The organism is Streptomyces griseorubiginosus (genome assembly GCF_017614965.1).
Taxonomy (GTDB): Bacteria; Actinomycetota; Actinomycetes; order Streptomycetales; family Streptomycetaceae; genus Streptomyces; species Streptomyces griseorubiginosus_B.
This window is the reverse complement of sequence record NZ_WVUG01000028.1, coordinates 1-22896: the sequence shown is the minus strand read 5'-3', so window position 1 is coordinate 22896 and position 22896 is coordinate 1. Positions and strand designations below refer to the sequence as shown.

At 70.1% G+C, this 22896-nt stretch carries 23 protein-coding genes and 2 pseudogenes; 14 read left to right on the top strand and 11 right to left on the bottom strand.

Annotation, left to right across the window (positions count from 1 at the left end):
* Positions 1 to 53: 53 nt before the first annotated feature.
* A complete protein-coding gene (locus GRC12_RS08415; protein WP_208778545.1) occupies positions 54 to 1526 on the bottom strand; it encodes an MFS transporter in 1473 nt (490 codons plus the stop codon).
* Between the two features lie 75 nt (positions 1527 to 1601).
* Positions 1602 to 1991: a hypothetical protein gene (locus GRC12_RS08410; RefSeq protein WP_208778544.1), complete on the bottom strand. Its 390-nt coding sequence runs from the start codon at positions 1989 to 1991 to the stop codon at positions 1602 to 1604.
* Between the two features lie 167 nt (positions 1992 to 2158).
* Between GRC12_RS08410 and GRC12_RS08405 the strand changes: the two genes are divergently transcribed.
* Positions 2159 to 2602, top strand: coding sequence for a DUF1877 family protein (locus GRC12_RS08405; RefSeq protein WP_208778543.1), 444 nt, complete (start codon positions 2159 to 2161; stop codon positions 2600 to 2602).
* Here GRC12_RS08405 and GRC12_RS08400 read toward each other — a convergent pair.
* The 3 genes from GRC12_RS08400 to GRC12_RS08390 form a co-directional block, all read right to left on the bottom strand.
* Positions 2591 to 3175 carry a hypothetical protein gene (locus tag GRC12_RS08400; protein ID WP_208778542.1) on the bottom strand — a complete coding sequence of 195 codons (585 nt, stop codon included), beginning with the start codon at positions 3173 to 3175 and terminating at the stop codon, positions 2591 to 2593. The genes GRC12_RS08405 and GRC12_RS08400 overlap by 12 nt on opposite strands.
* Before the next feature lie 106 nt (positions 3176 to 3281).
* Positions 3282 to 3788, bottom strand: a complete 507-nt coding sequence (locus GRC12_RS08395) for a hypothetical protein (protein ID WP_208778541.1) — start codon at positions 3786 to 3788, stop codon at positions 3282 to 3284.
* Between the two features lie 32 nt (positions 3789 to 3820).
* Entirely contained in the window at positions 3821 to 5434 is a 1614-nt protein-coding gene (locus GRC12_RS08390) for a family 20 glycosylhydrolase (protein ID WP_439959874.1), read from the bottom strand.
* Positions 5435 to 5643: 209 nt separating this feature from the next.
* On the opposite strand from GRC12_RS08390, the gene GRC12_RS08385 reads away from it, so the two are divergent.
* From GRC12_RS08385 to GRC12_RS08355, 7 genes are all read left to right on the top strand, one after another.
* Positions 5644 to 6180 carry a 2-oxo-4-hydroxy-4-carboxy-5-ureidoimidazoline decarboxylase gene (locus GRC12_RS08385; protein WP_208778540.1) on the top strand — a complete coding sequence of 179 codons (537 nt, stop codon included), beginning with the start codon at positions 5644 to 5646 and terminating at the stop codon, positions 6178 to 6180.
* Positions 6181 to 6370: 190 nt separating this feature from the next.
* The gene (sdhC, locus tag GRC12_RS08380; RefSeq protein ID WP_133043130.1) at positions 6371 to 6751 is read left to right on the top strand and encodes a succinate dehydrogenase, cytochrome b556 subunit; all 381 of its coding nucleotides are present in this window, start codon (positions 6371 to 6373) and stop codon (positions 6749 to 6751) included.
* 5 nt (positions 6752 to 6756) lie between these two features.
* Positions 6757 to 7239 carry a succinate dehydrogenase hydrophobic membrane anchor subunit gene (locus tag GRC12_RS08375; RefSeq protein WP_208778539.1) on the top strand — a complete coding sequence of 161 codons (483 nt, stop codon included), beginning with the start codon at positions 6757 to 6759 and terminating at the stop codon, positions 7237 to 7239.
* Between the two features lie 19 nt (positions 7240 to 7258).
* Complete coding sequence (sdhA, locus tag GRC12_RS08370; protein WP_208778538.1) at positions 7259 to 9013, top strand: succinate dehydrogenase flavoprotein subunit; 1755 nt, start codon at positions 7259 to 7261, stop codon at positions 9011 to 9013.
* On the top strand, positions 9013 to 9786 hold the full coding sequence (locus GRC12_RS08365) for a succinate dehydrogenase iron-sulfur subunit (RefSeq protein WP_133043133.1): 774 nt from the start codon (positions 9013 to 9015) through the stop codon (positions 9784 to 9786). The genes sdhA and GRC12_RS08365 overlap by 1 nt, the downstream gene beginning before the upstream one ends.
* 151 nt (positions 9787 to 9937) lie before the next feature.
* Positions 9938 to 10564, top strand: a complete 627-nt coding sequence (locus GRC12_RS08360; protein ID WP_208778537.1) for a hypothetical protein — start codon at positions 9938 to 9940, stop codon at positions 10562 to 10564.
* Between the two features lie 2 nt (positions 10565 to 10566).
* A complete protein-coding gene (locus GRC12_RS08355; protein ID WP_208778536.1) occupies positions 10567 to 10890 on the top strand; it encodes a hypothetical protein in 324 nt (107 codons plus the stop codon).
* Here the strand turns inward: GRC12_RS08355 and GRC12_RS08350 are convergent.
* Positions 10887 to 11798 carry a hypothetical protein gene (locus GRC12_RS08350; RefSeq protein WP_308286498.1) on the bottom strand — a complete coding sequence of 304 codons (912 nt, stop codon included), beginning with the start codon at positions 11796 to 11798 and terminating at the stop codon, positions 10887 to 10889. The genes GRC12_RS08355 and GRC12_RS08350 overlap by 4 nt on opposite strands.
* Positions 11799 to 12031: 233 nt before the next feature.
* Between GRC12_RS08350 and GRC12_RS08345 the strand changes: the two genes are divergently transcribed.
* Positions 12032 to 12604 carry a hypothetical protein gene (locus GRC12_RS08345; protein ID WP_208778534.1) on the top strand — a complete coding sequence of 191 codons (573 nt, stop codon included), beginning with the start codon at positions 12032 to 12034 and terminating at the stop codon, positions 12602 to 12604.
* A gap of 3 nt (positions 12605 to 12607) precedes the next feature.
* On the opposite strand, the pseudogene GRC12_RS08340 reads toward GRC12_RS08345, so the two are convergent.
* Positions 12608 to 13438, bottom strand: a pseudogene (locus GRC12_RS08340) (DUF7737 domain-containing protein); the annotation flags it as partial.
* Here GRC12_RS08340 and GRC12_RS08335 point away from each other — a divergent pair.
* The 3 genes and pseudogenes from GRC12_RS08335 to GRC12_RS08325 all read left to right on the top strand — a co-directional run.
* Positions 13428 to 13595 (top strand): annotated as a pseudogene (locus GRC12_RS08335) (VOC family protein); the annotation flags it as partial. The pseudogenes GRC12_RS08340 and GRC12_RS08335 overlap by 11 nt on opposite strands.
* 51 nt (positions 13596 to 13646) lie before the next feature.
* Positions 13647 to 14384, top strand: coding sequence for a TetR/AcrR family transcriptional regulator (locus GRC12_RS08330; protein ID WP_208778533.1), 738 nt, complete (start codon positions 13647 to 13649; stop codon positions 14382 to 14384).
* Between the two features lie 73 nt (positions 14385 to 14457).
* A complete protein-coding gene (locus GRC12_RS08325) occupies positions 14458 to 15075 on the top strand; it encodes a Uma2 family endonuclease (RefSeq protein ID WP_208778532.1) in 618 nt (205 codons plus the stop codon).
* Here the strand turns inward: GRC12_RS08325 and GRC12_RS08320 are convergent.
* Positions 15068 to 17476: an MMPL family transporter gene (locus GRC12_RS08320; RefSeq protein WP_208778562.1), complete on the bottom strand. Its 2409-nt coding sequence runs from the start codon at positions 17474 to 17476 to the stop codon at positions 15068 to 15070. The two genes, GRC12_RS08325 and GRC12_RS08320, sit on opposite strands and share 8 nt — an antisense overlap.
* A 166-nt stretch (positions 17477 to 17642) precedes the next feature.
* Between GRC12_RS08320 and GRC12_RS08315 the strand changes: the two genes are divergently transcribed.
* Both GRC12_RS08315 and GRC12_RS08310 read left to right on the top strand, forming a co-directional pair.
* Positions 17643 to 18332 carry a response regulator transcription factor gene (locus tag GRC12_RS08315; RefSeq protein WP_208778531.1) on the top strand — a complete coding sequence of 230 codons (690 nt, stop codon included), beginning with the start codon at positions 17643 to 17645 and terminating at the stop codon, positions 18330 to 18332.
* The gene (locus GRC12_RS08310) at positions 18329 to 19783 is read left to right on the top strand and encodes a sensor histidine kinase (RefSeq protein ID WP_208778530.1); all 1455 of its coding nucleotides are present in this window, start codon (positions 18329 to 18331) and stop codon (positions 19781 to 19783) included. The genes GRC12_RS08315 and GRC12_RS08310 overlap by 4 nt, the downstream gene beginning before the upstream one ends.
* A 24-nt stretch (positions 19784 to 19807) precedes the next feature.
* Here the strand turns inward: GRC12_RS08310 and GRC12_RS08305 are convergent, their stop codons facing one another.
* The 3 genes from GRC12_RS08305 to GRC12_RS08295 form a co-directional block, all read right to left on the bottom strand.
* On the bottom strand, positions 19808 to 20209 hold the full coding sequence (locus GRC12_RS08305; protein ID WP_208778529.1) for an ATP-binding protein: 402 nt from the start codon (positions 20207 to 20209) through the stop codon (positions 19808 to 19810).
* A gap of 97 nt (positions 20210 to 20306) precedes the next feature.
* Positions 20307 to 21863: an ABC transporter substrate-binding protein gene (locus tag GRC12_RS08300; RefSeq protein ID WP_208778528.1), complete on the bottom strand. Its 1557-nt coding sequence runs from the start codon at positions 21861 to 21863 to the stop codon at positions 20307 to 20309.
* Positions 21864 to 22069: 206 nt separating this feature from the next.
* Positions 22070 to 22896, bottom strand: an 827-nt coding sequence (locus GRC12_RS08295; RefSeq protein WP_208778527.1) for a metallophosphoesterase, incomplete at its 5' end; no start/stop codon positions are given.

Below are 22896 nucleotides of genomic sequence, written 5' to 3'. Positions count from 1 at the left end.
GCGCATCAAGCAGCTCGTGCACATCAAGTAGGTCGTGCACATCGAGCAGTACGTCACATGGCTGTGTCGACCGGTTCGGGCGTCCTCTCCTGCGCGGCTTGCGGAGTGGGCGCCCGGTCCGCGTTCACGACCACCCCGGCGATCAGCGCGGCCAGCAGCAGCGCCCCCATCGCCCACCAGGTGGCGACGTTGAAGCCGTGCACGGTGGCCTCGGCCGCGAGCTGCCGCCGGTTCACCCCGGGTCCCGCGTGCGCGGTCAGATAGCGCGCGGTCACGGTCGCGGCGATGGTGTTCAGCAGCGCCGTACCGATCGAACCGCCCACCTGCTGCGCGGTGTTGAAGGTCGCGGAGGCCGCGCCCGAGTCGCGCGGCGCGACGCTTCCGGTGGCCAGCGACACGGACGTCATCATCGCCGTGCCCATGCCGAGGCCCAGCATCAGCATCGCGGGCAGGATGTGCGAGGCGTAGGCGGGCTCCACGCCCACCTGCGCGATGATCGCCAGCGCGCCCGCGGCCACCAGCAGCCCCGGCACCATCAGTGCCCGGGGCGGCACCCGGTTCAGCAGCCGGGCGGCGACCTGCGTGGAGCCGGTGATCATGCCGACGGTGATGGGCAGATAGGCGAGGCCCGTCTTGACCGGCGAGTATCCGAGGATGCCCTGCATGTAGTAGGTGAGGAACAGGAAGACCCCGAACATGCCGATGGTGGTCAGCAGCACGGTCAGGAACGCCCCGACCCGCTGCCGGTCCTTCACCACCGACATCGGCAGCAGCGGCACGCGCGCCCGTGTCTGCCACCATCCGAACACCGCGAGCAGGGCGACCCCGGCGGCGAGCAGCGTCAGCACCAGGCCGTCGCTCCAGCCCCTGGACTCCGCCTCGGAGAAGCCGTACACGAGCGAGAGCATCCCGGCCGACCCGAGCAACGCGCCCGGCACGTCCAGCCGGGCGCCGGGGTGGCGGACGCCGGACTCCAGCAGGGCCATGGCGCCGAAGAAGGCGATCAGGGCGATGGGCACGTTGACGTAGAGGCACCAGCGCCAGTTCAGGTACTGGGTCAGGAAGCCGCCCGCGAGCAGGCCCACCGCGGCACCGGCGCCGATGATCGCGCCGAAGATGCCGAACGCCTTCCCGCGGTCCTTGGGGTCGGTGAAGGTCGTGGCCAGCAGCGACAGCGCGGACGGGGCGAGCAGCGCGGCGAAGACGCCCTGCAGGGCACGCGCGCCGAACAGCATCCCGGAGTTCGCGGCGGCACCGCCGAGCGCGGAGGCGGCGGCGAAGCCGAGCAGCCCGATGACGAAGGTCGTCTTCCGGCCGACCAGGTCGGAGACCCGGCCGCCGAGCAGCAGCAGCCCACCGAAGGCCAGCGTGTACGCGGTGATGACCCATTGCCGGTTCCCGTCCGACATGTGCAGCGCGGACTGGGCGGACGGCAGGGCGATGTTCACGATGGTCATGTCGAGGACGACCATCAACTGGGCGAGCGCGATGACGACGAGGGCCCACCAACGACGGTTGTCAGCCATGCCCCCATCGTGCTCCGCGTCACACCCGTTTGGGAACGGCCGCGTCTCTTATTACGGCGATTTTGCTCCCGCCCCTTACCGCGACCCTGCCCCCGCCTCCCGGCACAGCAAGCGCAGCGACCCGTCACCGAGGAAGCACCGCCGGGCCTCGTCGACCGGGTCCCACAGCCGCCCGTCCGGCGTGCGCAGCCAGTGCTCGCCCCCGCTCGCCCACCACTCGGCACCGGTCTGACGGACGATCACCTCACCCGCGTACGCCCCGAAGCCGCGCAGCACCCGCTCCACGGCGGCGTACGGCGGCGCGTCCCGGCGCATCTCGTCGATCAGGCGGTCGACGCGCCACAGGCTCTGTGCGGAGTAGTCGAGGCGCAGCCGCGCCCCCTCCCGCATCGCCGCCACCGCGTCCGCCGCCCACCGCACGGGCTTCGCCGCCGCGTTCGGCCTGGTCTCCTGGAAGGTAGTCACACAGCCATGAGCGGTCCGGGCGTGCCGTGTGTCACACGAAATCGGGGCCTTCCCCGGGACCGGCGCAGGACCGCCCCAGCTCCGCCCCACCACGGTCACAGGAACCCCTCAGCTGCGCGTTTTGACCGGGAGTGACGCTTCGCCCGTTCCGTGCGCTCCTCTCACTGATGAGCCTGTACTTCCATCTCCGCGCGGTGCCGCCCTCGGCGCTGCGCAACAGCGCGAACTGGTTGCAGCGGCTGTTCGAGGACGACTGGGACACCGTGCGCGAACGTATGGACCGCCACCGTGAGGAGGTGCTGGACACGACGTACCTGGACCAGCACGCCCTCTACGGCCCGGCGGCCGACGTGGTCCTCGGCGGCACCTCGGTGCCCCCGTTCCTGCTGCTGACGGCGGCCCAGGTGGCCCGGGTCAGCACGTTCCTGCAGGCGACGGACTTCGAGTCCCTCTGGCAGAAGGCGAGGGACGACCTGCTGGCCGACTACGGCGGCCCCGACGCCGAACCGGAGCTGCACGCCCTGTTCGCGGCGGCCCACCGCGACCTCGCCGCCTTCTACGCCCGCACGACGGAGTACGGGGACGCGGTGGTGAAGTGCCTACTGCGCTGAGGGTCCCCGGTGCGTCCGCGCCCGCCGCGAGACGACGGCCCGCAGCACCCGGCGCCCCTCCACCGACACCTCCAGCGCCCGCCGCAGCCCGGCGGGGCCGTGCCCGGCGAGCAGTTCCAGAACGGTCGTCTGCCGCCGTAGCTCCGCCGCCACCAGCGGCGACATCCCCTCCGTCAGCCCCTCCCGCCGGGAGTCGACCGAGGAGGCACCGTCGGCGAGCGGGTCCAGCAGCCGGTGTATCTGCAGCGCGGCGACCGAACACCCGTCGGCCCACACCCGCATCTCCCCGCCCGACCGCTCCGCCGGCGCGGCGGCCAGCATCCGCCGAGCCAGCAGCGCCGCCTCGTCCTCGACGGACCCGGCGTACTCCTCCGCCCCGGCCAGCTTGCCCCGCACCTGCTCCAGCAGCGTCCCCCACTCCGCGTCGTCCCCGGCGTCGGACAGGCTCCCCCACAGCGGCCGCAGCACCTCGTCGTCGCCGCCCAGCAGCGGCACGCAGCGATCCAAACAAGCCAGCCCGCTGGCGGCCAGTCCGCGTTCGTCGGCCTGAGCGATCAGTTCCACCAGGCTCATCCACGCCTCCCTCCGCGGGCCCCTGCGAGGCTCCACCGGGCCTTCAGCGGGCCCTTCCTTAACGGAGCCCGCACTTCCCCTTACTGCGCGCGACGGCCCGTGAGTGTCACAGGGGCACCACGCCGAGCCGGTCCAGCAGCCGGAAGAAGAGATTTTCCGCCAACGGATCGGGCTCCGCGGTCAGGACCTCGACCAGCGGCTCCGCCGTCACCTCGCGCCCGGCCTCCGCGGCCCAGGCGACGGCCCGCTCGGCCGCGTCGCGGGGTTCCAGGAAGTAGTCCTCGAGGGTCAGCCCCTCGTTCCCGGCGCCGAGGTACCCGGCCATCGCGGCCCGCGCCAGACACGTGGTCCAAGCGCCGCTCTCCGGCGCCGCCGCCTCCACGACCACCGACGCGCTGTCCATGACGTACCCGAAGAGCGCCGGCGCGCCGGTCTGAGCGGCGAGGACGTTCATGTTCCCGAGTTCGCCGTCCTCGCTCGGGTACTCCCACACCTGCCAGCCGCCGGGCGCCTCGGCCCGCAGCTCCATGCCGTCCTTGGCGCCGGCCAGCGCCTCCAGCCCGGCGAGCGGCCGCTCGTGGCGCCCGACGACGTAGTACCCCCAGTAGCCCATGCCCGCAGCCCTACGGGAGAAGAGAGCCGGCGTCAACCCAGCCGGGCGGCCAGCGCCTTGAACCCCGTCCACGACAGCGCGGGCCGCCCCGGATCCCACAGCTTCTGGACCGTGGCCCGCAGTGGCATCCGGATGCCGGCCGCGACCTGGTCCTGGGTCTGCGAGTTCGACAGGTCGCACCACACGGCGAAGGAACCGCCGAGGATCTGCCCGTCGTACCGCGAGGGAACCGCCGTGGTGCCGCGCACCACGAGCGGGGTCCACTGCTCGTAGATGCGCTGCCCGGTCGGGTAGACGAAGTTGTTGGGCTGTCCGAGCACGTAGTACAGGTACTCGTCGTTGTAGTTGACGACCTTCCGGCCCGCGCTCAGATACTCGACCGGCTGACGGGCCCCGTACTCCTTGCCGGTCCAGTACCCGACCTGGAGGTCCTTGGCGGGCTGCACCGACGTGCCGCGGAGGAAGCCGTCGTTCCAGGCGCGCATCGTGCGGTGGTGGGCGCGGATCGTGTCCGCGCGGTCGTTGAGCCACCCGGTGGTCAGGTCGGAGACGGTCGCGCCGGAGCCGTACTTGTCCCGGGCGGCGGTGGCCAGCTGCGGGAAGGACGCCTGCGGGTCGGACACGACGAGCGCCTGGTACTCGTCACCGCCGAGGTTCCACTGGTCGCCGGGGAAGAGACCGGCGTACTCGTTCAGCAGATCGTCGACGATCTTCGCCGCGGCGGGCTTGGAGATGTCGACCGCGCCGCGCACGGGCACGCCCCGGACGTTGCGCAGCTGCAGATCCGGGTGGGCGGCGATCACCGCTCCCAGATGTCCCGGCGAGTCGATCTCGGGCACCACGGTGATGTGCCGCGAGGCCGCGAGCGCGACGATCCGCTGCACCTCGGCCTTGGTCAGATGCGGCTGCGAGACGACCTCGGGATGGCTGCTGGACTCGATCCGGAAGCCCTGGTCGTCGGAGAAGTGCAGGCCCAGCTGGTTGAACTTCAGGTCACCGAGCTCCCGCACCCGGTCCTCGATCCACCGCGCGGTGAAGTTCTTGCGCGCGATGTCCAGCATGAACCCGCGCACCGGCTTGGCCGGCTGGTCGCGGACGACACCCTCGGGCGCCGTACGGCCGCCGTGCACCTCCTGCTTCAGCGTGCGCGTGCCGTAGAACACCCCGGAGTCGGCGGGCCCGCTGATGCTCACCCGCCCGCCGCGCACGGTCATGACGTACGACTCCGGATTCGCGCCCTGGCCGCCGCCCAGCGCCAGCCGCACGTCCCCGGCCTTCACGTCGTTCTTCTCACCGGCGTACGTCAGCCCCAGCTCGGAGGCGATCAGCCGGCCCTCGTCCGCCAGCCGCGGATCGCCCACCACCACGCGCTCACCGCGTGCGGGGCGCCAGCCGGGTCCGCGCGCCGGGGTGTGCGAGCGCACGGCGGGAATGGTCTGCGGGGCCTGCGAGAGGGGGTACGAGCGGGTCGGGCTCGGTGTCGGGGTGCCCGCGCGCGGCGCGGTGGACGTGGGGTCCGAGCCGCCGCCGGACTTCTGCGCCTGCTCCCGCGCGGACGCGGCAGGCGCGCTGTCGTCGCCCCCGGAGGCCCACAGTCCGAAGCTCACTCCGGCCCCGACCGTCACGGCGAGCGCCGCTCCGATCACGATCCCTGGCTTCACGTTCCGCGCCGGCCGCCGACGCCGCCTGTGCTGACTCACTCCGCCAACCTAAGACTCCCGGGCGGACGCGGGGGTCCACCAAGCGTTCCGAAACTCTCCCCTGCGGGTGAAATTCGGGCATCCGTCGGACACGTCACGCCCACTCTCGATAACGTGACGTCACACCTCTCACAGCTTCCCCTGCCGAAACACACGTGACGCCCACACACCTTCCCGGCCGAGCGGCCATACCGACGCTGCCCACCCTCCTGGACGCCTTCAACACGGCCCCGGCCGACGACGCCCGCAAGCTCCTCCTGGACTGTCTCCGCAGCCTCCGCTGGGCCCACCGGGTGGCGGACCACCGCCCCTACCCGGACATCGCCGCGCTGCTGGCCGCCTCCGACGAGGCGGCGTACGACCTGAGCCCGGCGGACCTCTCGGAAGCCCTGGCCGCCGAGACCCTCCCCACGCTACCCGACGGCACGTACTCAGCCGCCCATACCGCGATGAGGGCGGCACAAGCCGCATACGAGACGAAATTCGGCCATGCCTTCGTGATCTGCGTGGACGGTCTGCCTCCGGGCCAGGTACTGGACCACGTACTGGCAGCCATCCGGTCACGTTTGACGAACGATCCGGAGGACGAGCGGGTGGTAGCGGCGGAGGAACTCCGGCGCCTGGCGAAAGAACGGTTGTCCGGCATGCTCAGGAGCGCGACCAGGCACAACGAACCGGCACCCGGCACATAACGGGACTCCCCACCCCAGAAGCCGCGAAGCTCACCCATCCGCGTGCCACTTTGATCACACCGGTAGGCCCGGCGTAAGCGCCGCAGGCAGGGGTGGATACGATGCTGGGGGCCGGTGGACCGTACCCGGCCGGGCCCGACCGACAGCACAAGCCGGCGCGGCCCCAATCCCCGCTCCCGGAGGGACTTCCGTGCCGGCTGGAACGCTGTACCGCGGCCGGGAAGGAATGTGGTCCTGGGTGGCTCACCGAGTCACCGGCGTCCTCATCTTCTTCTTCCTGTTCGTTCACGTGCTGGACACCGCTCTCGTCCGTGTGTCACCCGAGGACTACGACAAGGTCGTAGCCACGTACAAGACCCCGATCGTGGGACTGCTGGAGTACGGCCTCGTCGCCGCCATCCTCTTCCACGCGCTCAACGGCCTGCGCGTCATCGCCGTCGACTTCTGGTCGAAGGGCCCGCGCTACCAGAAGCAGATGCTCTGGTCCGTCGTGGGCATCTGGGTCGTGCTGATGATCGGGGCGATCTACCCCGTCCTCGGCCACGCCGCTCGTGAACTGTTCGGGAGCTGACACCGATGGCCACCACCGAATCCACCCCCTCCGGCGTCGGCCCGGTCGAGGGCGAGTCCCTCTACAACGTCGACAACCCGGCACCGTTCATCGAGGCCCCGCGCAAGCGCACCAAGAAGACCCCCAAGTCCACCCGGGGCAACTTCGAGATGTACGGCTGGCTCTTCATGCGCCTGTCCGGCATCGTGCTGGTCGTCCTGGTCCTCGGCCACCTGCTGATCCAGCTCGTGCTCGACGGCGGCGTGTCGAAGGTCGGCTTCGCCTTCGTGGCCGGCCGCTGGGCGAGCCCCTTCTGGCAGGTCTGGGACCTGCTGATGCTCTGGCTCGCGATGCTGCACGGCGCCAACGGCCTGCGCACGGTCATCAACGACTACGCGGAGCGCGCGAACACCCGGCTGTGGCTCAAGGGCCTGCTCTACACCGCCACGGTGTTCACCATCCTGCTGGGCACGCTGGTGATCTTCACCTTCGACCCGAACATCCGCTAGGCACGGGGCTGCGAGAATCATGAAGATCCACAAGTACGACACCGTCATCGTCGGCGCCGGTGGCGCGGGCATGCGCGCGGCCATCGAGTCCACCAAGCGCAGCCGCACCGCCGTGCTGACCAAGCTCTACCCCACCCGCTCCCACACGGGCGCCGCGCAGGGCGGCATGGCCGCCGCGCTGGCGAACGTGGAGGAGGACAACTGGGAGTGGCACACCTTCGACACGGTCAAGGGCGGTGACTACCTGGTCGACCAGGACGCCGCCGAGATCCTGGCGAAGGAGGCCATCGACTCGGTCCTCGACCTGGAGAAGATGGGCCTGCCGTTCAACCGCACCCCGGACGGCACGATCGACCAGCGCCGCTTCGGCGGGCACAGCCGCAACCACGGTGAGGCGCCGGTCCGCCGGTCCTGCTACGCGGCCGACCGCACCGGCCACATGATCCTGCAGACGCTGTACCAGAACTGCGTGAAGGAGGGCGTGGAGTTCTTCAACGAGTTCTACGTCCTGGACCAGCTGATCACCGAGGTCGACGGCGTCAAGAAGTCCGCCGGTGTCGTGGCGTACGAGCTGGCGACCGGCGAGATCCACGTCTTCCAGGCGAAGGCCGTGATCTACGCGTCCGGCGGCTGCGGCAAGTTCTTCAAGGTGACGTCCAACGCGCACACCCTGACCGGTGACGGCCAGGCCGCCGTCTACCGTCGCGGGCTGCCGCTGGAGGACATGGAGTTCTTCCAGTTCCACCCGACCGGCATCTGGCGCATGGGCATCCTGCTGACGGAGGGCGCCCGTGGTGAGGGCGGCATCCTGCGCAACAAGGACGGCGAGCGCTTCATGGAGAAGTACGCGCCGGTGATGAAGGACCTGGCATCGCGAGACGTGGTGTCGAGGTCGATCTACACGGAGATCCGCGAGGGCCGCGGCTGCGGTCCCGAGGGCGACCACGTCTACCTCGACCTCACGCACCTGCCGCCGGAGCAGCTGGACGCCAAGCTTCCGGACATCACCGAGTTCGCGCGCACCTACCTGGGCATCGAGCCGTACACGGACCCGATCCCGATCCAGCCCACCGCGCACTACGCGATGGGCGGCATCCCGACGAACGTCGAGGGTGAGGTCCTGGCGGACAACACGACGGTCGTCCCCGGCCTGTACGCGGCCGGCGAGGTCGCCTGCGTGTCCGTGCACGGCGCCAACCGCCTCGGCACCAACTCCCTGCTGGACATCAACGTGTTCGGCCGCCGGGCCGGTATCGCGGCGGCGGAGTACAGCCAGAAGGCCGACTTCGTCGAGCTGCCGGAGAACCCGGCCGAGCTCGTGGTCTCGACGATCGAGCAGCTGCGCACCTCGACGGGCACCGAGCGGGTCTCCGTGCTCCGCCGTGAGCTGCAGGAGACCATGGACGCCAACGTCATGGTGTTCCGCACCGAGCAGACGATCAAGACGGCCGTCGAGAAGATCGCCGAGCTGCGCGAGCGCTACAAGAACGTCGCGATCCAGGACAAGGGCAAGCGGTTCAACACCGACCTGCTGGAGGCCATCGAGCTGGGCAACCTGCTGGAGCTGGCCGAGGTCATGGCGGTCTCCGCGCTGGCCCGCAAGGAGTCCCGCGGCGGTCACTACCGCGAGGACTACCCGAACCGCGACGACGTCAACTTCATGCGCCACACCATGGCGTACCGCGAGGTGGGCGACGACGGCACCGAGACCGTGCGCCTGGACTACAAGCCGGTCGTCCAGACCCGCTACCAGCCGATGGAGCGTAAGTACTGATGGCAACTCCGACCCTGGAGAAGGCGGACGCGGCCCCCGAGCCCGGCTTCGCCGACTCCCCCTACATCACGGTCACCTTCCGGATCCGCCGCTTCAACCCGGAGGTCTCGGCCGAGGCGGTCTGGGAAGACTTCCAGCTGGAGATCGACCCGAAGGAGCGCGTCCTCGACGGCCTCCACAAGATCAAGTGGGACGTCGACGGCACGCTGACCTTCCGCCGCTCCTGCGCGCACGGCATCTGCGGTTCGGACGCGATGCGGATCAACGGCAAGAACCGTCTTGCCTGCAAGACCCTCATCAAGGACATCAACCCCGAGAAGCCGATCACGGTCGAGCCCATCAAGGGCCTCACGGTCCTGAAGGACCTGGTCGTGGACATGGAGCCGTTCTTCCAGGCGTACCGGGACGTCATGCCCTTCCTCATCACGAAGGACACGAACGAGCCCACGCGCGAGCGGCTGCAGACGGCGGAGGACCGCGAGCGCTTCGACGACACCACGAAGTGCATCCTCTGCGCCGCGTGCACCTCGTCCTGCCCGGTCTTCTGGAACGACGGCCAGTACTTCGGTCCGGCCGCCATCGTCAACGCGCACCGCTTCATCTTCGACTCACGTGACGAGGCGGGCGAGCAGCGCCTGGAGATCCTCAACGACCGCGACGGCGTCTGGCGCTGCCGCACCACCTTCAACTGCACGGACGCCTGCCCCCGTGGCATCGAGGTCACCAAGGCGATCCAGGAAGTGAAGCGAGCACTGATCACCCGTCGCTTCTGATCTTCCGAGTCCCCACCTCAGGGCCCTGTTTCCACCACTTCGGAAACAGGGCCCTCAGTTTTTTTGGCTGATTCGGGCTGCTACTGAAGCGGTCATTCCGCCGTCACACTCCGAATCACTTGTCCCTGGGGCTCTTCAGGAGGGGAACGGTGTGACGGAGGAGTTCAGACCGCCCCTGCCGGGAGCGCGGAAACCCTGGAAGGCGCCGATTCCCCTCGGATACGGCCCGGCCGACGCGATGGCGCTCTTCATCGCCGCCCCGCTCCTGACCGCGGCGGCGCTTTCCCTGGCGGGCGTCGTCGGCGGAGCCGAGGACCACTTCCGCTGGCCCGGGCCCATCCTTCTGCTGCTCGTGGTCGCGGCTCTCACATTGATCGCGAGTATTCAGCTCAGTTATCACTCGCGGTTGTATCTCTATTCGCATGCGGACCTCGTCGACTGGCTGTCGGAAACCTACGTCGAAAACAACAAGGCCTGGCTGTACCCCCAGCAGGTGGACGACCAGGCCACCTGGAAGAGATACGCCCGCAAAGCAGTGTGGTGTTTCAACCTGGGCACCTTGCTCCTGGGGCTGGGAATAGCCGCAGCGCTCGTCCCTCCGGCTTGCGCGACGCAGACCGCGTGGCGCCTGAGTGCGGCCGTCGTCACATTGGTGGCAACCGTCCTGGACGGTGTCTGGATCGGGAGCCTCTATTTCCAAGCGACCCCGGATTCCCTCGTAAGCCGGGTAGGTCGAACCATTCTCCGTCGCCGCCGAGTCTTCAACAGAGGGAGCTGACGATGATCACCGAATTCGAACTGCCGGGATTCCCCTGGCCGACGGACCACCCCACCTGCCCTGGTTGCCGCGTGGCCATCCCCACCGGTGTCACCGCCGACTACACCGCGTCCTACACGGCGGCCGAACTGACGGCGTGGCTGAACAGCGTCCCACCATGCGGTGTCCCCGAGGGCACAGTGTTCCCCGACCCCCGTGGGCTCACCGTCACGCACAACGCGGTGAACTGCGACTATCGAGAACTGCCGCCCGTGGTCCTCTGCCGGGGAGAGCACATCGCGGATCAGGCACTGGAGAAACTGTGGAGGGCCAGAAGGCCCTGTTAGAGCCCAGCGCCACGGTCGTCCCGCCGGGCTCCGCCGCCGGCGTCACCATGGTCGTACCGTACGTCGAGGCCGCCTCGCCCGGTGAAAAGATCCGACATCCGAACGAACAGCTCGAGTTCTTCCTCGTGGTCGCCGGGGAGCCTGTGGTGCAGGGCCTCCGCAAGGTCGAAGCGGTGCAGGTCGTAGACCACGTGCATCAGGCCCGAGTAGGACTCCGCAACGATGACAGCGCCCTTGTACGCCACACCGGCAAGCAACACAGCGCCCCCGCACAGCCACCACGCGGACGGCTCGTCGTACAGGGCCACGCTGCCGGTGGCGCTGAGCGCGAAGAGGGACCAACTCAGGTTGACCGCCGTGTCGAGCGCGTCCCGCGTCGAGCTCAGTGCCTCGGCAAGGCGACCCGAGACCTGGGGATGGATCCGCGGCCAGGAAGCCAGCGTGGCCAGGCCGTAGCGCTCGCCGGCGCTCAACTCGCCCGCACGCAAAGCGTTCCCGAGGGCGGTGGGCAGGAGAGCCTCGACCGGCGGGCGCGCGGCGAGACGACGGCGCGCGTCCGCCTGCATCCGACGTTCGGTTTCTCCGGTCCCGCCCCGCTCGACGCGTCGCCGCAGGGCGCGCCACCGCCGGCGTTGCAGTCGTGCGAGCAGTCCGGCCAGCCCCGCCGTGATCCGCCAGCGATCCCAGTACCCCTCGAGCGCCCGTACGGCACGAACCTGAAACGGCTGAAGCAGCAGACCGAGCAGGGCGGCGCAGCCAACGACCGTGATCAGCAACCCGATCGCCGCCGCCGGTCGCTGCGGCCACACGGCGTCCCAGTCGCTTCGTCCCGAGAAACTCCGCGCCCGCACAAGCGCGAGCACTCCGGTAACGAACAGCGCGCACGGCGCGAAGTGCACCGACAGCACCCGTCGCACCTTGCCCGCCCTTCCCGTGCACCCCTGAGCGCTGTTCAGTATGGAGCGCGGCGTCCCGTGAGCGGGAAGGAGGCCCGGCCAGCGCCGCAAGGCATCCGGTCGCCGCCCGCCCATCCCCGGCACCGGCGTCTCAGCGACCAAGTGGCGGCTGGAGCGGGCCTGCTGGCAAGATGAGGCGCTGGGGGGCCGTCCGATCGGGCACGGCTGGAAGACGGGGGACGAGCATGACCGAGCCGAATCCGTATCAGGGTGGGGCGGCTGAGTGGGGGCCGGACAAGCCGCCCGCGCAACCTCCGACGACGCCTCCGCCGGGGTACGGCTACCCGAACTCCGCGCCCGGTTACGGCTATCCGCAGCAGCCTGCCGCGCCTGCGTACGGATACCCCGGACAACCCGGCACTCCGGCCTACGGGTTCCCGCAGCAGCCGGGTGCGCCGGCCCCCATGGGCGGCGCGCCGGTGCTGGCCATCGGGGACATCACGGTGATGGGCGACCAGATCATCACGCCCGCCGGCACCATGCCGCTGCGCGGCGCGGTGTGGAACGCCACCGACATGTCGCACACCGAGGAGAAGATCCCGACGGTCGCCATCGTGCTCGCGATCATCTTCTTCATCTTCTGTCTGCTCGGTTTGTTCTTCCTCCTGATGAAGGAGAAGAAGACCACCGGCTTCATCCAGGTCACCGTGACCAGCGCGGGCCGGCACCACTCGACGATGGTCCCGGCCCTCGGCCCGCACACCTTCCCCGCGGTCATGGGGCAGATCAACTACGCCCGGTCGCTCAGCAGCATGTGACCCTCACAGCTGGCTGAGGATCGTCGGGTCGGTGATCCTCGTGTCCTCGGCCAGCAGCATCGCCTTGCTGAGAATGACCCCGAGCATGCGGTCGCCCTCGTAGGGCACGTAGCCGGTCTGCGGGGCTCCCGCGCCCGCCTTCGGGACGATGCACAGGTACTGGTCGTTCGGGGTCATGAGGATGTTGCCCGAGCCGAGGTGGATCTTGTACGTGTGGCGCTCGCCCTTCACGTGCAGGAAGCGGCCCTCGATGACGCACCGGTCGGCTATCGCGAGCCGGGGTATCAACCGCTCCAGCAGCGCCCGCCGGGTCTCGGCGCTCTGGCCCAGCTCGCCGAAGCCGTAGCCCGACCAGTAGGCGCGGAAGCGGCCGCCGGGGCCGCCGTCCTGCCAGGTCGGGTCGTTGCCGACGCTGGCCACACCGACGAACAGGTCGACGTCGCGCAGGACCTCGGACAGCACGAGGGGTGGGATGCCGGCGAGGGGCAGCGGGTCCACGGGGCCGGTGCCGCCTCTGCGTTCCATGCGGTACTCGCCGCCGTAGCAGTGCGCCCAGTTCTGCGGAGCGTCGATCGGATAGAAGCGGACCTGGTCGGTGCGCAGTCGCAGGAAGCTGCCGGACTCGGTGATCTCCTCGAACTGCTCGCCGCCGTCGCCCTCGATCCAGTACTCGGCACGCAGTCCCCAGCGGGACAGCTCACGGGTCGCGGGCGGTGCCTCGTCGTCGACGGCCAGCCGCAGCTTGTTGCGCCAACCCCGGATCGCTGCGAGGGAGTTGAACTGGTGCTGGCGCAGGACGTGCCCCGCGAAACGGTTCGAGTACGTGCCCGTGGCGAAGGCGGCCGCCTGTCTGGCCGAGGCGGGCATCGCGCCGCTCGACGAGCCCTTCCCGGTGGCCACCGGCTGGACCGTCGAGATCGCCGACCCCTGGGGCAACGTCATCGGGTTCACGGACTACGGCAAGCGCCCGGAGCTGGGCCGCCGCCCCTGAGCAGGGACGCGGACCGAAAGGACGGGCGCGTCACCCCGTAGGCTCTCGTGCGTGTCAGCGAAGAACGACGGCAGCAAGTCCGAGCAGACCCGTGCGCTGATCCTGGAGACCGCGATGCAGCTGTTCCAGGAGCGGGGCTACGACAGGACGACGATGCGGGCCATCGCCCAGGAGGCCGGGGTCTCCGTCGGCAACGCCTACTACTACTTCGCCGGCAAGGAACATCTCATCCAGGGCTTCTACGACCGGATCGCCGCCGAGCACCAGGTGGCGGTCCGGGAGATCCTGGCCCGGGAGACCGACCTCGAGGCGCGGCTGGCGGGCGTCCTGAAGGCCTGGCTGGACATCGCGACTCCGTACCACGAGTTCGCCGTCCAGTTCTTCAAGAACGCGGCCGATCCCGACAGCCCGCTCAGCCCCTTCTCCGAGGAGTCGGAGCACGCGCGCGAGGAGGCGATCTCGGTTCACCGCGAGGTCCTCGCGGGCGCCACGAGGACCAAGGTTCCGGACGAACTCCGGGACGTCCTGCCTGAGTTGATGTGGCTCTCCCAGATGGGCGTGGTCCTGTACTGGATCTTCGATCGCACTCAGGGGCGGGAGCGCAGCTACCGGCTGGCCGAGCGGGGGGCCCGGCTGACGGCCCGCGGTGTGTCCCTGGCCCGGTTCCGGGTGCTGCGGCCGCTGGTGCGGGAGGTGCACGAGCTGTTCACGGACTTTCTGCCGGGGATGACGAAGGTGCTGCCGCAGCCGGGGGCGGTGGACGGTCATGATCCACGATCGGGTGAATGAGGGCTGAACGGGACGTTCGGGTCCCCACCTGCCTACGATGATGCTCTCGACACCAGCCCCTAGGAGGCACGCGATGTCCGCTGCATCCGTCGAGCAGCCCTTCGACGACGACGAGCCGTTCTCGCTGACGGCCATCGCCGACGAGATCATGGAGCGCCATCCGGGCTACCGCGTCGAGATCATCGGAGGACATCTCCTCGTGACCCCTTCACCGGATGCCCCTCACGCCCGCGCCCTGACCAAGCTCATGCGGCCCTTCATCGCCGCTGGGCTGGACGACGAGGGCACGGAGGTCCTCCAGAACGTCGGCCTCTGGCTGCCCACCGGGGACGAGGACTACGCCATTCCCGACCTCGTGATCGTGGACGCCGACATCGACGACCACTTCGTCGAGAACAACGCCTACGACCCGGTCTGCTTCCGCCTGGTCCTGGAGGTCACCTCCAGCAACTGGAAGGACGACCTGAAGACGAAGGCCGTCGCCTACGCCAAGGCGGAGGTTCCGGTCTACGTCATCGTCGACCGCAAACACCAGCGCCTGCACGTGCTCACCGACCCCGCCGGGGAGAAGTACGAGCACCACCGCCCGTACTCCCCCGGCGAGACCGTCACGCTGCCCGAGTCGATCGGCGCCAAGGTCACCCTCGACGTGGACGAGATCCTCAAGGCCGCGCAGAAGAAGGCTAGTTGACCGCGTCCACCTCGCCCTCGGCCAGCTCCACGTCGTACACCAGCGGCCCCTCGGCCACCACCACGTGCGCCGCCCGTGACCCGTACGTCGGAGCCGTCGCCGCCAGCAGATAGGCGCCCGGACCCGGTACCGACAGGATGTACGAGCCGTCCGCCAGGGACGTCACCCGGTCCAGTTGACGCCCGCCCTTCGACAGCAGCGTCACGGAGGCGCCGTCCACCGGGTCGCCGTCCACCGTCCGGATGAAACCGTGGATCACGGAGGCGGGGCCCTCGTCGGCCGCCGGTGACTCCAGCGCCTCCTCCTTCGGCTCGACCGCGAGATGCGGCAGCCGCTTGTCGAGCCAGCCCGGCAGCCACCAGTTGGACGTCCCGAGCAGGTGCATCGCCGCCGGCACCAGTGCCGTACGCAGGATGAACGCGTCCAGGGCGACCGCGGCGGCCAGGCCGACGCCCGCCATCGCCGCTCCCGAGTTGCCGCTCAGGACGAAGGCCAGGAACACGCAGACCATGATCAGGGCCGCGGAGTTGATGACCCGGCTGGTCTCCGCCAGACCGACCCGCACCGCGCGCGCGTTGTCGCGCGTGTGGACCCACTCCTCGTGCATCCGGCTCACCAGGAACACCTGGTAGTCCATCGACAGGCCGAAGAGCAGCGAGAGCATGATGACCGGGAGGAACGCGTTGATCGGGCCCTCCTTGCCGAGGCCCAGCAGGTCCAGGCCCCAGCCCCACTGGAAGACCGCGACGAGGATGCCGAAGGAGGCCGCCGCGGCGATCAGGTTCATCAGGGCCGCCGTCAGCGGGACCACCAGGGAGCGGAAGGCGATCAGCAGCAGCAGGAAGCCCAGGCCGATGATGGTCCCGATGAACAGCGGCAGACGGTCGCCGGTGACCGACGCGAAGTCCTTGGAGATCGCGGTCACACCGCCCACGTGCGCTTCCGCCCCCGCCTGCGGGATCACCTTCTCGCGCAGGGTGTCGATCAGGTCGTCCGTCTCCTTGGACTGCGGTGAGGTCTTCGGGACGACCTGGATCACCGTGACGCCCTTGACGGGCGGGAAGGGCGCGACCCGGGCCACGTCGGGCGTCGACTCGATCCCCTTGACCAGCGCGGACGTGTCACCGCTCTTGGTGACGACCTGGAGGGGGCCGTTGAAGCCGGGACCGAAGCCCTCGGCGAGCAGGTCGTAGGCCTTGCGGGTGGTCGTGGACGCGTCGTCGTTGCCCTGGTCGGTGGCGCCGAGGCGCAGCGACAGCACGGGGATGGCGAGGACGGCCATGACGACGAGGGCGAGCGCGGCGATCCTGCGGGGACGCTTCTCGACGTTCACCGACCAGCGGGCGGCGAGACCGCTGGCCCGCTCCGGCTCGGGGCCCTCGGCGGCGAGCCTGCGCCGCTGGCGGCGGCTGAGCACCCGCGGGCCCAGGAAGCCCAGCAGGGCCGGGAGCAGGGTCGTGGCCGCCAGGACGCTGAGCACGACCGTGAGGGACGTGGCGACGACGACGCCGTCCAGGAAGCGCAGCCGCGTCACGAGCATGCCGGCCAGCGCGATGCAGACCGTACCGCCCGCGAACAGCACGGCCCGGCCTGAGGTGTTGAGGGCCGTGACCGCCGACTCCTCGGGGTCCAGGCCGCGCAGGATGCCGCGCCGGTGCCGGGTGACGATGAACAGCGCGTAGTCGATGCCGACACCGAGGCCGATCAGGGAGGCGAGCAGCGGGGCGATGTCGGGGATGTCGGTGCTGTGGCTGAGCAGCTGGGTGGAGAACAGGCCCATGCCCACCCCGAAGATCGCGATGGCGATCGGCAGCAGCATCGCGAAGAACGAGCCGAAGGCCAGGAACAGCACGAGGGCCGCCGCGACGATGCCGACCATCTCCGACAGGCCCTGCGGCGGCTGCTCGACGCGCTGGATCGCCTGTCCGCCCAGCTCGACCTTGAGTCCCTCTCGCGCGGCGCCGTGCGCGGTGTCGACGACGTCGTGGATGACGTCCTCGGACACCTCGTTGGCCTGCTTGGCGAAGGTCAGCTGGGCGTAGGCGATCGTGCCGTCACGGCTGATCTGCGCCGCCCCTCGGGGACCGGTGTAGGGGCTGGTCACCGCGCCGACCCCGGGCATCTTCGCGATCTTGTCAAGGGCGGGCTGGATCCGGTCCTGGACCGCCTTGTCCCGCACCGAGCCCTGGTCGACCTTCCACACCACGGTGTCGGTGTCGCCCGAGGTGGTCGGGAAGGCCTTCTGCATCAGGTCGTACGCGCTCTTGGAGTCCGTGTCGGGGAGGGAGAAGACGTTCGCGTAGTTCGTCCCCGCCGTGGACGCCGAGAAGCCCAGGCCGAACAGTGCCCCCACCCACAGCAACAGGACCACCAGCCGGTGCTGATAGCACCACCGTGCCAATGCCGCCACGATCAAAGCTCCTTAGTCGGTCGTCGGTCGGTCCCCCAGGTCCTGGCACCAGGATTGGCGGTGCCGCTCGCGCGCGGAGGGAACCCGCCATGACTCTCAAGGAACTCCAAAGAGCGTTCCGGACCCCGCTGTCAGTGGCCCGTTCGATACTGGGGGCATGACGACGGCTCCAGGCACCGTGCTGGTGGTGGAGGACGAGCCGAGCATCGCGGACGTCCTCGCCATCGCCCTGCGCTACCACCGCTTCGAGGTGATGGTCGCGGGCACCGTCCGCGAGGCCCGCGCGCTCGCCGAGCGCACCCGGGCGGACGTGGCGCTGCTCGACGTCATGCTGCCGGACGGGGACGGGCGGGTCCTCGGGCGTGAACTGCGCGCCGAGCGGCCGGACCTGGCGCTCGTCTTCCTCACCGCACGCGACTCGCCGGCCGAGGTCGTCGGCGCCCTCGGCTTCGGCGACGACTACATCACCAAGCCGTTCAACATCGACGAGGTGGTCGCCCGCATCACGGCGGTGCTGCGCCGCACCCGCCCGGCGGACGTCCTGCCGCAGCGGCCGCCACTGCGCTACGGCGACCTGGAGCTGGACGAGACGACGTACAGCGTGCACCGCGCGGGCCGCAGCGTGGAACTGACCCCCACCGAGTACGCGCTCCTGCGCTTCCTGGTCCGCAACGGCGGCCGGATCGTGCCCAAGGAGCAACTGCTGCGGCACGTCTGGCAGTACGAGCACACCCCGCAGGAGTCGACCGTCGTGGAGACCTACATCAGCTATCTGCGGCGCAAGCTGGACGCCCTGGGGCCGCCGGTGATCACCACGCGGCGTGGCGTCGGATACGGGCTGGCATGAGGCTCGGGGAGAGGCTCGGCCGCCGCCGCGGCATCCACTCGCTGCGCGCCAAGCTGACTCTGGCGAACGTCGCCCTGCTCGCGCTCGGCATCGTCGCGGCGACGGCGGTCAGCCTGATGGGCATGCGGCACTATCTGATCGGCCAGATCGACTCCGGGCTGACCAAGACGCGCGCGTCACTGGGCAGTTCGCAGCTCACCCTGCGGCAGGTGGACTCGCTGGGCGCCCTCGCCCTGGCCCGGGACCGGCTCGTCGGTACGGACGAGCAGCCGCGGCCGGAGTCGATCTACACCGCCGTCGACGCCCGGTCCAGGCCCCTGAGTGTCTTCGGCACCGCCCCGACCACCGCCCAGCGGGGCCTCGCCGCCGCCGTGCCCGACCCGCGCGCCCTGGAGAAGGACCCCGCACCGCACGAGGTCACGGTGAACGGCGCCACCTACCGCGCGACCGCCACCCGTCTCGCCGACGGCACGTACGTCCTGCTCGCCACCTCGACCGAGGCCCTGCACCGGGGCATCGGCAAGGCCCTCAAACTCGACCTGGCCGTCGGGACACTGCTGCTCACGCTCCTGTGCTGCCTGACGATGCTCAGCGTCCACCGCCGGATGCGGCCGCTGGAGGACATGGTGGAGACCTCCTCGGCGATCGCCGAGGGCGATCTGACCCGGCGCGTGCCCTCCAGCGAACATCCCACGCAGGAGGTCGAGCAGCTGCGGTTGGCCCTCAACTCGATGCTGCACCAGGTGGAGTCGGCGTACCGCACGCGCGAGCACAGCGCGGCCCAGCTGCGCCGCTTCGTCGCGGACGCCTCGCACGAGCTGCGCACCCCACTGTCGGCGATACGCGGCTATCTGCAGCTGTACGACAAGGGGATGCTGAGCGATCCGGACGAACGCAAGCGGGTCTGGGAGCGGGTGCTGGCGGAGACCGACCGCATGGGGCGCCTGGTGGACGAGCTGCTCACGCTGGCCCGTCTGGACCAGCAGCCCGAGCTGCGCTTCCGCAACGTCGACGTCAGCCGCCTGGTGCGGGACGCGGCCGAGGACCTGCGGGTGCAGCAGCCGGAGCGGCCCATCGAGGTGGCGGCCGACGGCTCTGTGCTGGTGAGCGCCGACGAGTCGGGGCTGAGACAGGTGCTCGGCAACCTGGTGGGCAACGTCCGCACGCACACGCCGACCGAGGTTCCCGTGCGGCTCGGCGTGGAGCGTGAGGACGGGGTCGTACGGCTGAGTGTCGCGGACGAGGGTCCCGGGCTGTGCGAGAAGGACGCGGCGCGGGTCTTCGACCGGTTCTTCCGGGCGGGCGGGGGCGCGGGCAGCGGGCTGGGCCTGGCGATCGTGCAGGGGGTCGTGCAGGCGCACGGCGGCGAGGTGGCGGTGCGTACGGCGCCGGGCGAGGGGCTCGCGGTGACGGTCACCCTGCCGGCGCGGAGGGCGGCGGCGGTGTCGTAACGGCCGTCGGGCCGGAAGCCGGTCTCACGTGGCGGACAGCACCAGGGCCCAGACGGTCTTGCCGTGCCGTCCCCGGGTCCACACACCCCAGGCCGCCGCGACGGCCTCCACCAGGTGCAGTCCGCGGCCGGTCTCCTCCCACTCCCCCACCACCCGCAGGCGCGGCTCGAGTTGACCCTCGTCGGACACCTCGATGAGACAGGACCCGTCGGCGAGGGCGGTCACCGCGACCTCGAACTCACGCTCTCTGAGCGGTCCGTGGCGTACGACGTTGGTGGCCAGCTCGGACACCAGCAGCAGCGCGTCCGTCAGCGCCGGGTCGTCCGGGCCGTGTCCCCAGTCGGCGAGATGGTCCCGCACCCGGCGCCGCGCCAGGCCCACGGAGGCCGGGTGCCGGGGCAGCCGGAAGGAGTTGCGTCTCAACACGTTTGCTCCTCACCCCGCCCACACCTCCGTCACACCGTCCTGCGTGGGGAGGATGCCCTGCGTCGCGGGGGCGAATGTCCCAGCCTGTGAGATCGGGTCAGATCCAGTTCAGGCTCCACAAGCGGAACACTCCGGTCCCGTCGTCCAGGTACTGGCTGCCGCCGACGTCCTCGGTGCTGAGCACGTACTCCTTGCCCTGCCACAGCGGGATCACCGGCACGTCGCGGGCGATGTCCTGCTGCAGGGCGCTGAAGTCGGAGGCGGCGTCACCGCGGTCGGCGAACTGCTGGCTGTCCTGGATCAGCCGGTCGACGGCCCTGCTGCTGTAGCCGGTGTTCATGGTGCCGTCCGTGCCGACGAGCGGGGCTCCGAAGGTGTCCGGGTCCGGGTAGTCGGCGACCCAGCCGACGGCGTACGCGTCGAGCTTTCCGGTCGCCCAGTGCTCCTGGAAGTCGGTCCACTCGTAGCCCTTGAGCGTGACCTTGAACAGGCCGCTCGCCTCCAGCTGCTTCTTGATGGCCTCGGCCTCCTCCTGGGAGGAGCCGCGGTTGACGGCGTAGCCGTAGGTGAAACGTACCGGCGTCTTGACGCCCGCCTCACTGAGCAGGGCCTGCGCGGCCTTGGCGTCGGGCTTGGGGTAGGCGTCGAAGAACGACGTGGTGTGGCCGGTGATACCGGTCGGGATCAGCGAGTACAGCGGGTCGACGGTGCCCTCGTACACCGTGGCGGCCAGCTGCTCGCGGTTGATCAGCCAGGCCATCGCCCGGCGGACCAGGACGCTGTGCAGGGGCGAGCCCGCACGGGTGTTGAGGTAGAGGTTGCGGGTCTCGGAGCTCTCGGACTCGGAGAGCCGCTGATCGGGGTCGCTGGGCGACAGACCGGACAGCACCTTGGGCGGCAGCTGCCGGGTGGCGACGTCGACGTCCTTGGCCTTCCAGGCCTTCTCCAGGGCGTCGGAGTTGGTGTAGTAGAGCAGGTCGACGGGGCGCGCCGCGCTCTTCTCGGCCCCCTTGTAGTGGCCGTTGGGCGTGAGCACCGCCTTCTTGTTCTTCTGGTACGACGTCAGCTCGTACGGTCCGGTGCCGTCGGCGCCGGGGTCGGTGCGCAGCCGGGTCTTCGGGTACTTGTGGCTGTCGACGATCGAGCCGGCGCCGGTGGCGACCTTGAACGGGAAGGTGGCGTCGGGCGAGGACAGATGGAAGGTGACGGTCAGGCCGTCGGCGTCCACCGACTTCAGCGTGCTCAGCAGGGAGACCGGGCCGACCTCGGACTTGATCGCCTTGACGCGGTCGAAGGAGTACTTGACGTCCTCGGCGGTCATCGAGCGGCCGCTGGGGAAGGTCAGCCCCTGGCGCAGCGTGCAGCGGTACGTCGTCAGGGCGCTGCCCACGAAGTCACAGCTCTGCGCCGCGTCCGGGACCGGCGCGGTGCCGCCCGGGTCGAAGGTCAGCAGTGACTGGAAGACGTTGCTGAACAGGGCCCAGGAACCCGCGTCGTAGGCGCCGGCCGGGTCGAGCGCCGTGACGGCGTCCGTCGTACCGACCGTGATGGTCTTGCCCTTGTCCTCCTGCGACGGCAGCATCTGCCAGCCGCCGACTCCCACGCCCGCCAGTACGAGCAGCGTCGCGAGAATCCGCATGCGCACGGAACGCATCGGTATGCCCTCTCCGGGCCTCCGCGGGCCCCACCCCACACATGCCACTCCCCTGGTGGCGCGGCTCACCTAATCACAGAGGTTTCAACCGGGGGAAGAGGGATTTGTCGAGTTGAGAAAGAACTTACCGCAAGGGGTTTCAGCCAGGTTTCACAGCTTGTGCACAGGGTCCGCGCAGGACGGGTTCCATCCGGCTCCGCCGTCCGTCACGCGCGCGTGGAGGCCAGTTCGATCACCGTGATGTCGGACGGCGCTCCCACGCGCGTCGGGGGTCCCCAGGCACCGGCGCCACGGCTGACGTAGAGCTGGGTGTCGCCGTACCGGTCCAGGCCCGCGACGGTCGGATTGGCGGCCGCCGCGATGAGGTTGCCGGGCCAGAGCTGGCCGCCGTGGGTGTGGCCGGAGAGCTGGAGGTCCACGCCGTGCTTGACGGCCTCGTGGATCTGGACGGGCTGATGGGCGAGGAGCACGCACGCGCGTGCCGGGTCCCGGTCGCCGAGCGCCTTGGTGAAGTCGGGGCCCTGCCCCTCGCTCTCGCACGCGAGGTCGTTGACGCCGGCGAGGTCGAACCAGGGCAGTTCCGTACGGGCGTTCTCCAGCGGGTGCAGACCGAGCCGCCGTACCTCCTCGACCCACTGCCGCGCGCCGGAGAAGTACTCGTGGTTGCCGGTGACGAAGTAGGAGGGCGCGTTCAGCCGCGACAGGGGCGCCGCCGCCGGACCCAGGTTCTTCACGCTGCCGTCCACCAGGTCGCCGACGACCGCGACGATGTCCGGCTGGGTGGCGTTGACGGTGTCGACGACCTTCTGGGCGAAGTCCCGGCCGAGGACCGGGCCCAGGTGGATGTCGCTGACGACCGCGATGCGGTAACCGTGCGCCGCGCGCGGGAGCTTGGCCAGCGGCACGGTGACGCGCTTCACGCGCGGGCCGCGCAGTACGCCATAGGTGCCGTATCCGACGGTCCCGGCGGCGGCCGTGGCGGCGGCCGTGGCGAGGACCCGCGAGACGAAGAGTCGGCGGGAGGGGTCGGGGG

Coding starts and splice junctions, on each gene's coding strand:
- GRC12_RS08355 (WP_208778536.1), top strand. CDS start 10,567: ATGATCACCGAATTCGAACTGCCGGGATTCCCCTGGCCGACGGACCAC.
- GRC12_RS08405 (WP_208778543.1), top strand. CDS start 2,159: ATGAGCCTGTACTTCCATCTCCGCGCGGTGCCGCCCTCGGCGCTGCGC.
- GRC12_RS08300 (WP_208778528.1), bottom strand. CDS start 21,863: ATGCGTTCCGTGCGCATGCGGATTCTCGCGACGCTGCTCGTACTGGCG.
- GRC12_RS08375 (WP_208778539.1), top strand. CDS start 6,757: ATGGCCACCACCGAATCCACCCCCTCCGGCGTCGGCCCGGTCGAGGGC.
- GRC12_RS08345 (WP_208778534.1), top strand. CDS start 12,032: ATGACCGAGCCGAATCCGTATCAGGGTGGGGCGGCTGAGTGGGGGCCG.
- GRC12_RS08365 (WP_133043133.1), top strand. CDS start 9,013: ATGGCAACTCCGACCCTGGAGAAGGCGGACGCGGCCCCCGAGCCCGGC.
- GRC12_RS08315 (WP_208778531.1), top strand. CDS start 17,643: ATGACGACGGCTCCAGGCACCGTGCTGGTGGTGGAGGACGAGCCGAGC.
- GRC12_RS08325 (WP_208778532.1), top strand. CDS start 14,458: ATGTCCGCTGCATCCGTCGAGCAGCCCTTCGACGACGACGAGCCGTTC.
- GRC12_RS08310 (WP_208778530.1), top strand. CDS start 18,329: ATGAGGCTCGGGGAGAGGCTCGGCCGCCGCCGCGGCATCCACTCGCTG.
- GRC12_RS08395 (WP_208778541.1), bottom strand. CDS start 3,788: ATGGGCTACTGGGGGTACTACGTCGTCGGGCGCCACGAGCGGCCGCTC.
- GRC12_RS08400 (WP_208778542.1), bottom strand. CDS start 3,175: ATGAGCCTGGTGGAACTGATCGCTCAGGCCGACGAACGCGGACTGGCC.
- sdhA (WP_208778538.1), top strand. CDS start 7,259: ATGAAGATCCACAAGTACGACACCGTCATCGTCGGCGCCGGTGGCGCG.
- GRC12_RS08415 (WP_208778545.1), bottom strand. CDS start 1,526: ATGGCTGACAACCGTCGTTGGTGGGCCCTCGTCGTCATCGCGCTCGCC.